Annotated in this window: 11 protein-coding genes; 5 read left to right on the top strand and 6 right to left on the bottom strand. The window is 60.0% G+C overall.

Annotated elements, in window-relative coordinates; all coding sequences use genetic code 11:
- The first annotated feature begins 262 nt into the window (after positions 1-262).
- Positions 263-676, top strand: a complete 414-nt coding sequence (arfB, locus tag EYC95_RS18460) for an alternative ribosome rescue aminoacyl-tRNA hydrolase ArfB (protein ID WP_131061642.1) — start codon at positions 263-265, stop codon at positions 674-676.
- Here arfB and EYC95_RS18455 read toward each other — a convergent pair.
- The 6 genes from EYC95_RS18455 to phhA form a co-directional block, all read right to left on the bottom strand.
- Positions 673-1,887: an MFS transporter gene (locus EYC95_RS18455; RefSeq protein WP_131061641.1), complete on the bottom strand. Its 1,215-nt coding sequence runs from the start codon at positions 1,885-1,887 to the stop codon at positions 673-675. The genes arfB and EYC95_RS18455 overlap by 4 nt on opposite strands.
- 99 nt (positions 1,888-1,986) lie before the next feature.
- The gene (locus EYC95_RS18450) at positions 1,987-2,172 is read right to left on the bottom strand and encodes a hypothetical protein (RefSeq protein ID WP_131061646.1); all 186 of its coding nucleotides are present in this window, start codon (positions 2,170-2,172) and stop codon (positions 1,987-1,989) included.
- A gap of 76 nt (positions 2,173-2,248) precedes the next feature.
- On the bottom strand, positions 2,249-2,380 hold the full coding sequence (locus EYC95_RS30660) for a hypothetical protein (RefSeq protein WP_017337149.1): 132 nt from the start codon (positions 2,378-2,380) through the stop codon (positions 2,249-2,251).
- A gap of 273 nt (positions 2,381-2,653) precedes the next feature.
- On the bottom strand, positions 2,654-3,847 hold the full coding sequence (locus tag EYC95_RS18440) for an amino acid aminotransferase (protein ID WP_131061640.1): 1,194 nt from the start codon (positions 3,845-3,847) through the stop codon (positions 2,654-2,656).
- Entirely contained in the window at positions 3,847-4,203 is a 357-nt protein-coding gene (locus EYC95_RS18435; protein ID WP_131061639.1) for a 4a-hydroxytetrahydrobiopterin dehydratase, read from the bottom strand. The genes EYC95_RS18440 and EYC95_RS18435 overlap by 1 nt, the downstream gene beginning before the upstream one ends.
- Before the next feature lie 104 nt (positions 4,204-4,307).
- Positions 4,308-5,096, bottom strand: a complete 789-nt coding sequence (gene phhA, locus EYC95_RS18430) for a phenylalanine 4-monooxygenase (protein ID WP_131061638.1) — start codon at positions 5,094-5,096, stop codon at positions 4,308-4,310.
- Positions 5,097-5,491: 395 nt separating this feature from the next.
- Between phhA and EYC95_RS18425 the strand changes: the two genes are divergently transcribed.
- From EYC95_RS18425 to flgH, 4 genes are all read left to right on the top strand, one after another.
- A complete protein-coding gene (locus EYC95_RS18425; protein WP_131061637.1) occupies positions 5,492-7,051 on the top strand; it encodes a sigma-54-dependent transcriptional regulator in 1,560 nt (519 codons plus the stop codon).
- Between the two features lie 328 nt (positions 7,052-7,379).
- Positions 7,380-8,120 (top strand): flagellar basal body rod protein FlgF, encoded by a 741-nt coding sequence (locus EYC95_RS18420; RefSeq protein ID WP_131061636.1) that lies wholly within the window; start codon positions 7,380-7,382, stop codon positions 8,118-8,120.
- 45 nt (positions 8,121-8,165) lie between these two features.
- The gene (gene flgG / locus EYC95_RS18415; RefSeq protein WP_131061635.1) at positions 8,166-8,951 is read left to right on the top strand and encodes a flagellar basal-body rod protein FlgG; all 786 of its coding nucleotides are present in this window, start codon (positions 8,166-8,168) and stop codon (positions 8,949-8,951) included.
- Positions 8,952-9,003: 52 nt separating this feature from the next.
- On the top strand, positions 9,004-9,699 hold the full coding sequence (gene flgH / locus EYC95_RS18410; protein WP_131061634.1) for a flagellar basal body L-ring protein FlgH: 696 nt from the start codon (positions 9,004-9,006) through the stop codon (positions 9,697-9,699).
- The last annotated feature ends 3 nt before the right edge of the window (positions 9,700-9,702 follow it).

Here is a 9,702-nt window from a genome sequence, read left to right as displayed (position 1 = left end):
CTCTACAGACAAGGTCAGGAGCAAATCCTGCCTTCAGGAGCGATCGGCCTCCCCCAGAAACGCACTTGCTGTTGTATGAATCCTTAAGCGTAACCTCTCTCGTTGGAATCAGGGTCAACATACAAGGAGCGAGCGATGCGGCGATCCGACTTGCCCGCGAAGCAGACGACTCGGTTTTTCAGGCAAACCGCGTTATCGTTCTTCGCGGGCAAGCCTCGCTCCTACAGGGTATTCTGGCGGTCCTGATATCGGACGTTTTTCCATGCTGGTGATTTCCAACAATGTGCATCTGCCGGATGCCGAGATCGAGTTGACGGCCATTCGTGCGCAAGGCGCCGGTGGGCAGAACGTCAATAAGGTCTCCAGTGCCATGCACCTGCGTTTCGACATTCCGGCCTCGTCCTTGCCCGAGTTCTACAAGGAGCGGCTGCTGGCGCTGCGTGACAGTCGCATCACCAGCGAAGGGGTGCTGATCATCAAGGCCCAGCAATACCGCACCCAGGAAGCCAATCGCGCGGATGCGCTGGAGCGGCTGATCGAGTTGATTCTCAGCGCGACCAAGGTCGAGAAGAAACGCCGCCCGACCAAACCGACTCTCGGTTCGAAGAAGCGTCGGCTCGAATCCAAGACCAAGCGTGGCAGCATCAAGGCTGGGCGGGGCAAGATCGATTTCTAGCGCGCGTCGCGCTCTTCACGGTACTTTTCATTAAGGTGCTTGGGCGCCTGCCGGTACAAATAAACGCTCAGCGCCAAGCCGCTCAACGCGGCAATCGCGGCAAACAGAAAGATCGAAGCAAAGCCAAACCCGGCGGCAATCGCACCGGCCACTGGCCCGGTAATCCCCAGCGACAAATCGATGAACAGCGAATAGGCCCCGACCGCTGCGCCACGACTGGAAGCGGGCACCAGGTTGACGGCTTCCACGCCCAGCGCCGGGAACACCAGCGAGAAGCCGAAACCGCTCAATGCCGCGCCGGCCAATGCCCAATGAGCATCCGGTGCCAGCCACAGCAGCAATAACCCCAAGGTTTCCACCGACAGACAGGCAATCGCCACCCGAAAGCCGCCGAGACGGTTGATCAGGTTGCCGAACAGCAGCCGCGCGCCGATGAAGCTGGCGCCGAACAGGCTCAGGCACAGCACCGCGTTGTCCCAGTGTTGCGTGGCGTAATACAACGTGATGAAGGTGGCGATGGTGCCGAATCCGATCGAGCCCAGCGCCAAGCCGCAACCATGTGGCAGCACCCGTCCCAGCACGTGCATGAACGGCAGCCGTTCACCGACCACAATCGGCGCGGCGGTTTTCGGCCAGGCCAGCGCCAGGCCGAGGACCGCCAGCAGCACGATGCTCACGCCCATGCTCCACAAACCCAATTGACTGACCAGCAGCACGCCCAACGGCGCGCCGATCGCCAGTGCGCCATAACTGGCGATGCCGTTCCAGGAGATGACCTTGGCGGTGTTCGCCGCGCCGACCCGGCCGATGCCCCAGCCAATCGAGCCGGAGCCCACCAGACTTTCCGCGCTGCCAAGCACCAGGCGGCCGATCAACAGGCTGATCAGGCTCAGCATCGGCAGGCTCTGGGTCCAGGCCGAAATCAGCATGAACACGCCGCTCAAACCGCAACCGGCGAGGCCGTACATGACGGCGAGTTTGCTGCCCTTGTTGTCGATGATTTTCCCGGCGTATGGCCGGCTGAGCAGGGTGGCCAGGTATTGCACGCTGATCACCAGCCCGGCAATCATGGCGCCGAAGCCGAGGTCGCTGTGGACATAGCCGGGCAATACGGCGAGGGGAATGCCGATGTTCAGGTAGCCGATGAAGGTAAAGAGAACGATGGAAACGACTTGCAGCGTGACCGCCAGGGGGCGCTGGTTTTCAGACATGGGTAAAGGTCCACGGGAAAGCAGGATAGATAGGCTGCTTATGATAGCGGCGCGAGCGGCCGCGGGGCGTGGAAAAGTAAAACTATTTGCCGGGCGGGGTTACTTGGGTTTTGCGGGGGCAACCAATTGCGTCGTGACCAGAGCGGCGAGAGCGTTTTCTTCGCTGCCGAAACGGGCGAGTAACGCGGCTTGTTTCTCGGGGGACAGGCGATTCCAGATCTCGATCATCTTCTCGGCGGTGCCGATCAGGACGCTGGCCTGGGTTTCTGAGAAGTCGTCAGTCATGGTGTGGGACTCGGGGTTCAGGCGGTGTGGAAAGCGCATGTTAGCGCTTTCCACACGGTCTGGCATTGCAGGTGTTTCAGTCTTCGCTGTCGGCCTGGCGGCGTTCAGTGGCTTCTTTCGGCTCGGGCTGTTGGGCACCGGCTTGTTGCGGGGTTGTCTGCTCAGTTTCGTGCAGGCTTGGGAAGGGGAGATTAGGGATCTCGTGCATGTTTCGCGCTCCTCGCAAAGTCTGTTGATAGATCTGGTAGATCCGCGCTTTTAAAAAGCTTGGGCAGGATACAGCAGGAGAAATGACAAATAGACTTTTATATCCATTTGTTTCGACGGATGGAGTTGTCTAGACAGGTCTGTAGGAGACGCACAGGCAATTGTGGGAGCGGGCTTGCTCGCGAATGCGGTGGATCAGTCAATGTTGATGTCGACTGACACTCCGCTTTCGCGAGCAAGCCCGCTCCCACAGGGGATGTGCAATGGCTTGAGGTTATTTGCAGACTTCGGCGATTGCCTCGGCCAGCAGATCCAGGCGTGTCGCGTCGATCCCTGCCACGTTCGCCCGGCCGGTGCCCACCATGTAAACGCTATGGTGATCACGCAGCTGTTTAACCTGATCCGGCGTCAAACCGGTGTAGGAAAACATCCCGCGTTGCACGCCAATATGCGCAAAGCGTTCGCGCAAGCCGTGTGGTTCAAGCGCTTCCACCAGCCCGCTGCGCAGTTGGGCAATGCGCAAACGCATGGCTTCCACTTCGTCGGTCCAGCGGCTTTTCAGCTCCGGGTCGGCGAGGATCGTTGCGACTACTGCCGCGCCGTGATCCGGCGGGGTCGACCACAGGTTGCGGGCGATGTTGGCCAGTTGGCTGCGTATGTCGGTGAGCTTATCAGCGGTTTTCGCGCAGACGATCAGCGCACCGGTACGATCGCGGTACAGGCCGAAGTTCTTCGAACATGAGCTGGTGATCAGCAGCTCCGGCAACTCGGCGGCGAACAGCCGGGTCGACCACGCGTCCTGCTCCAGACCGTCGCCAAAGCCCTGATAGGCGAAGTCGATCAGCGGCAGCAGATCGCGGCTGCGCACCACGTCCAACACTCGGCGCCAGTCGTCATGACTGAGGTCGAAACCGGTCGGGTTATGGCAGCAGGCATGCAGCAACACCACGTCGCCCTTCGGCGCTTCGCTGAGGGCGGCGAGCATCGCTTCGACGTCGAGGCGGTTGTCGCTGCCGACGTACGGGTAGTGACTGACCTTGACCCCGGCCGCCGCGAAAATCGTTTCGTGGATCGGCCAGGTCGGGTTGCTCAACCACACGCCTCGGCCGGGCAGGCACTGGGCGATGAAGTCGGCACTCAGGCGCAAGGCACCGGTGCCCCCTGGGGTCTGAGTGGCGCCGACACGCTGTTCGGCGATCAGCGCCGAGTCGGCACCGAGCACCAGCTCATTGATGACTTTGCCGAACAATGGATTGCCGTGACCACCGATGTAGGTCTTGGTGTTCTGGCCTTCAACCAGTCGCGCCTCGGCGATTTTCACCGCTTCGGGAATCGGCGTCTGGCCCTGGGCATCTTTATAGACGCCCACGCCAAGGTCGAATTTGCGCGGGTTCGGGTCCTGCGCGTAGGCCTCCATCAGGCCGAGAATCGGGTCGCCAGGTACTCGACCTATGGCGTCGAAATGCATTATTTGCGGCCCTCGGCATCCTTGGCCACGTCGTCAGTGCGTGCGGCCATGATGAAATCGTTGCGGTGCAGACCCTTGATGGAGTGACTCCACCAGGTCACGGTGACTTTGCCCCATTCAGTCAGCAAGCCAGGGTGGTGACCTTCGGCCTCGGAGATTTCGCCGACCGCGTTGGTGAACGCCAGCGCGTGCTTGAAATTCTTGAACAGGAAAACCTTTTCCAGCTGCATGATGCTGTCGCGAACTTCGATGTTCCAGTCAGGGATCTGCTTGATCAGTACCGGCAGTTCTTCGTCGCTGACTTGAGGGGCGCCGGCTTGGCAGGCTTCGCAATGGGCTTGGTTCAATGTGGACATGATGGGTTCCTGAAATCGAATTATTGGAAATCGGCCGTCAGTCTCCCCACGCTAAACCAAAGCGTCGGTTTCTGACAGGCTCACTTGATTCTAAAAGCTGCGGATCACGCGGCTTTTTTTGGCGGAAATTTTGGCGCGTGCAAGCCCAGCTGCATGCCTTGCTTGACCATGCTCATGATGTCTTCATGGGCCACATCAAACAGACGCTTGAGGTTCGGCAGGACAAAGTACAGCGGCTGCAGGATGTCGATGCGATACGGCGTGCGCATGCATTCCAGCGGATCGAATGCCTGATGCTCAGGCTCGTCCGACAGGCAGTAAACAGTTTCTTTCGGCGAGGAGAGAATGCCGCCGCCGTAGATGCGCAGGCCTTCTGGCGTATCGACCAGGCCAAACTCGATGGTCATCCAGTACAGGCGCGCCAGGTACACGCGTTCTTCCTTGGTGGCCTGTAGGCCGAGTTTGCCGTAGGTGTGGGTAAATTCGGCGAACCAGGGGTTGGTCAGCAGCGGGCAGTGGCCAAAGATCTCGTGGAAAATGTCCGGCTCTTGCAGGTAATCCAGTTCTTCGCGGGTACGAATAAACGTTGCGACCGGAAACTGCTTGTTGGCGAGCAATTCGAAAAAGGTCTGGAAGGGGATCAGCGCCGGAACCCGGGCCACTTGCCAGCCGGTGGTTTCACCGAGGACTTTGTTGATCTCGCCCAGTTGCGGAATGCGGTCGTGGGGCAGACCGAGTTTTTCGATACCGTCCAGGTATTCCTGGCACGCACGACCCTCGATCACTTTCAGTTGGCGAGTAATCAGCGTGTTCCACACCGCGTGTTCTTCAGCGGGGTAGTCGATAAAACCTTGCGCATCGGGCTCGCGAGCCACGTATTGCGTCTGCTTCATGCTGCTCTCCTGCTAAGGGATTTCGTTCTTGTTATGTGCTGCTATGGACTTAGAAATACCCCAAGGCGTGCGGTGATGCAGCAGGTGATCGCTGGTGTGCGTAGGAGAATTCGTCGTTTTTCGTAAAGTATTCGTTACGGATCGGCCTCTGCTGCGCAGGTATTGAGTTTTCCGGGTTTGAAAAGCGCTGCAGCTGTCACATAATCTTGACGACTAACTGAGCGGCTCGGCAAATAAATACGTCCGAGGTCACTGCGATTACCCCTTGTGGGAGCGGGCTTGCTCGCGAAGGCGGTCCGTCTGATACATCAATGTCGGATGTGCCGACGCTTTCGCGAGCAAGCCCGCTCCCACAGGTTGCATCAACCTTATTCACAGCTTTTCAGGCCTTTTATATGCGTATCAAAGTCCACTGCCAGAACCGCATCGGCATCCTGCGCGACATTCTCAACTTGCTGGTCGAGTACGGGATCAACGTCGCTCGCGGTGAGGTCGGCGGTGAGCATGGCAATGCGATCTACCTGCATTGTCCGAATCTGATCAACATTCAGTTCCAGGCGTTGCGCCCGAAATTCGAATCGATTGCCGGGGTGTTTGGCGTCAAGCGTGTAGGCCTGATGCCCAGCGAGCGTCGGCACATGGAGCTCAATGCCTTGCTGGGCGCATTGGAGTTTCCGGTGTTGTCGATCGACATGGGCGGCTCAATCGTCGCGGCCAACCGGGCGGCGGCGCAGTTGCTGGGTGTGCGGGTCGATGAGGTGCCGGGCATTCCGTTGTCGCGGTATGCCGAGGACTTCGACTTACCGGAATTGGTGCGCGCCAACAAGTCGCGGATCAACGGCTTGCGGGTCAAGGTCAAGGGTGACGTGTTTCTCGCCGACATCGCGCCGCTGCAATCAGAGCATGACGACAGCGAAGCCATGGCCGGCGCGGTGTTGACCTTGCACAGGGCTGATCGGGTCGGTGAGCGTATCTATAACGTGCGCAAGCAGGAGTTGCGCGGGTTCGACAGTATCTTCCAGAGTTCCAAGGTCATGGCGGCGGTGGTGCGCGAGGCCCGACGCATGGCGCCGCTGGATGCGCCGCTATTGATAGAAGGCGAAACCGGCACGGGTAAAGAGTTGTTGGCGCGTGCCTGCCACTTGGCGAGCCCTCGCGGTCAATCACCGTTGATGGCACTCAACTGCGCCGGTTTGCCGGAATCGATGGCCGAGACCGAGTTGTTCGGTTACGGCCCCGGCGCTTTCGAGGGGGCGCGGGCCGAAGGCAAGCTCGGGCTGCTGGAGCTGACGGCGGGCGGTACGCTGTTTCTCGATGGCGTCGGGGAAATGAGCCCGCGCTTGCAGGTGAAGTTGCTGCGCTTCCTGCAGGACGGTTGCTTTCGCCGTGTAGGCAGTGATGAAGAGGTTTATCTGGATGTGCGGGTGATCTGCGCGACGCAGGTGGACTTGTCCGAGTTGTGCGCACGCAGTGAGTTTCGCCAGGATTTGTATCACCGCTTGAACGTGCTGTCGCTGCACATCCCGCCATTGCGTGAATGCCTCGACGGTTTGACGCCGCTGGTGGAGCACTTCCTCGATCAGGCCAGTCGGCAGATCGGTTGCCCGCTGCCGAAACTGGCGCCGGCAGCGATGGAGCGCCTGAGTCATTACCACTGGCCGGGCAATGTCCGGCAGTTGGAGAACGTGTTGTTCCAGGCGGTTTCCCTGTGCGAGGGCGGGACCGTGAAGGCCGAGCACATTCGCTTGCCGGATTACGGCGTGCGTCAGCCGCTTGGCGATTTCTCCCTCGAAGGTGGGCTGGATGCGATTGTCGGGCGCTTTGAGAAAGCGGTGCTGGAACGGCTGTATTCCGAGCATCCGAGCAGTCGGCAGCTGGGCAAGCGCCTGGGGGTTTCCCATACGACCATTGCCAATAAATTGCGTGAGTATGAAGTCGGCAAGACTGAGTCATAGCTGACATTTGCTGTGATGGTGGGGGCCCCTTCGCGAGCAAGCCCGCTCCCACATTCGACCGAGGTCCACCAGAAGAAGCGCGGTCGAATGTGGGAGCGGGCTTGCTCGCGAATGCGGTAGCGCTGTCAACACCCGATCAGCCTTTGCCACTAACCGGCATAACACCGCCGGTTTTTCGTCTCCGATACATTTCCCCAATCCCCGCAATCCCCCTCAAGTCCTTTGTTTGCCGGGCCTCGCGCCGTCAAAAGAAAGTTGGTCTGCAAATTGCTTATCGCTCAGCAGTACAGCGGTGGGCGGCAAACGTCCGGCATGCAGAGGAAAGAGCGTGGACAAGTACCTTTATGTGGCAATGACCGGCGCCAGCCAGAATGCTCTGGCGCAGAAGGCTCATGCCAACAACCTGGCAAACATCTCCACCAACGGTTTTCAGAAGGACCTGGAACAGGCCCGTTCGATGCCGGTGTTTGGTGACAGCTTTCCGGCGCGTGCGTTTGCCATGACCGAGCGTCCGGCCACGGATTTCTCCCCGGGTGCGCTGGTGCAAACCGGTCGCGACCTCGATGTCGCGGTGCAGGGCAATGGCTGGATCGCCGTGCAGAACCCCGATGGCGGTGAAAGCTACGTGCGCACCGGCAGCCTGAACGTTGACGCCTTGGGCGTGCTGCGCGCCGGCAACGGTATGCCGGTGATCGGCAATGGCGGGCCGATTGCCGTGCCGCCCGAGCAGCAAATCGAAGTCGGCGAAGACGGCACCATCAGCATCCGTGCGATGGGTGAAGGCCCGCGGGTGATGGCCGAAGTCGACCGGATCAAACTGGTCAACCCCGACTTCAAGAACATGACCAAAGGCCTGGACGGTTCGATCCACACCAAGGACGGCAAGCCGGCGCAGGCCGATGCCAACGTCAAACTGGTGTCCGGGTTCCTGGAGTCGAGCAACGTCAATGCCGTGGAAGAAATGACTTCGGTGCTGGCGCTGGCCAAGCAGTTCGAGCTGCACATCAAGATGATGAACACCGCCAAAGACGATGACCAGGCCATGGCTCGGGTCTTGCAGATCAGCTAATTATCAGAACGTCGCGCCGTAAAACAGGCGCACGAGGAGAATCGAATGCTTCCGGCTCTATGGGTTGCCAAAACAGGTCTGTCCGCCCAGGACACCAACCTCACCACCATTTCCAACAACCTGGCGAACGTATCGACCACGGGTTTCAAACGTGATCGCGCCGAGTTTCAGGACTTGCTGTATCAGATCAAACGCCAGCCAGGCGCCCAGTCGACCCAGGACAGCGAACTGCCGTCGGGTCTGCAAGTGGGTACCGGTGTGCGCATCGTCGGCACCCAGAAAAACTTCACCGCCGGCAGCCTGCAAACCACCGAGCAGCCGCTTGACCTGGCCGTCGACGGTCGCGGTTTCTTCCAAATTCTGCAACCGGACGGCACCACGTCCTACACCCGTGACGGTACATTCCACCTGGATTCCAACGGCCAGATCGTGAACGCCAGCGGCTTCGCCCTGGAGCCGGCCATTGTCATTCCGAACGACGCCCAGACTTTCACCGTCGGCCGTGACGGCACCGTGTCCATCACCGTTGCCGGCAACCCGGCCTCCCAGGTGATCGGCAACCTGCAAACCGCCGACTTCATCAACCCGGCCGGTCTGCAAGCGGTGGGTAACAACCTGTTCCTGGAAACCGCTGCCAGTGGCGCGCCGCAAGTCGGCACCCCGGGCCTCGGCGGTTTCGGCACCACGCTGCAGAACACCCTGGAAACGTCCAACGTCAGCACCGTTGAAGAGATGGTCAACATGATCACCACTCAGCGCGCCTACGAGATGAACTCCAAAGTGATCTCCACCGCCGATCAGATGCTCTCGTTCGTAACGCAGAATCTGTAATCAAGTCTATGAGGCGGCCATGCGGTCGCCTGCAATACCGTGAGGTAGGGTCATGAATCGCTTTGTATCTGTTCTGGCACTGAGTGGGGTCGTCGTGCTCGCGGGCTGCGTCGCTCCGCCGCCCAAGCCCAATGACCCTTACTACGCCCCGGTGTTGCCGCGTACGCCGTTGCCGGCTGCCGCCAATAACGGCTCGATCTATCAGGCCGGTTTTGAACAGAACCTGTACAGCGACCGCAAGGCGTTCCGGGTCGGTGACATCATCACCATCACCCTGAACGAACGCACCCAGGCCAGCAAGAACGCCAACTCGCAAATTGACAAGAACAGCAAGACCGGCATCGGCCTGAGCTCGTTCTTTGGTGGCGGTCTGAGCACCAACGATCCGGTGGGCAGCGGTAGCCTGAGCCTGGACGTCGGTTACGAAGGTGACCGCGCCACCAAGGGCGATAGCAAGTCCGGCCAGAGCAACAGCCTGACCGGTTCGATTACCGTGACCGTCGCCGACGTGTTGCCCAACGGCATCATCGCCGTGCGCGGCGAGAAGTGGTTGACCCTCAACACCGGCGATGAGCTGGTGCGGATTGCCGGCCTCGTTCGCGCCGATGACATCGCCACCGACAACACCGTGTCGTCGACCCGCGTCGCCGATGCACGCATCACCTATTCGGGCACCGGCGCGTTTGCCGATGCGAGTCAGCCAGGCTGGTTCGACCGTTTCTTCCTCAGCCCGCTGTTCCCTTTCTAGGTG

The sequence above is a fragment of the Pseudomonas sp. BGI-2 genome, assembly GCF_004310295.1.
GTDB lineage: Bacteria > Pseudomonadota > Gammaproteobacteria > Pseudomonadales > Pseudomonadaceae > Aquipseudomonas.
The sequence above is the reverse complement of the archived record's forward strand: the minus strand, read 5'-3'. Positions and strand labels throughout refer to the sequence as shown.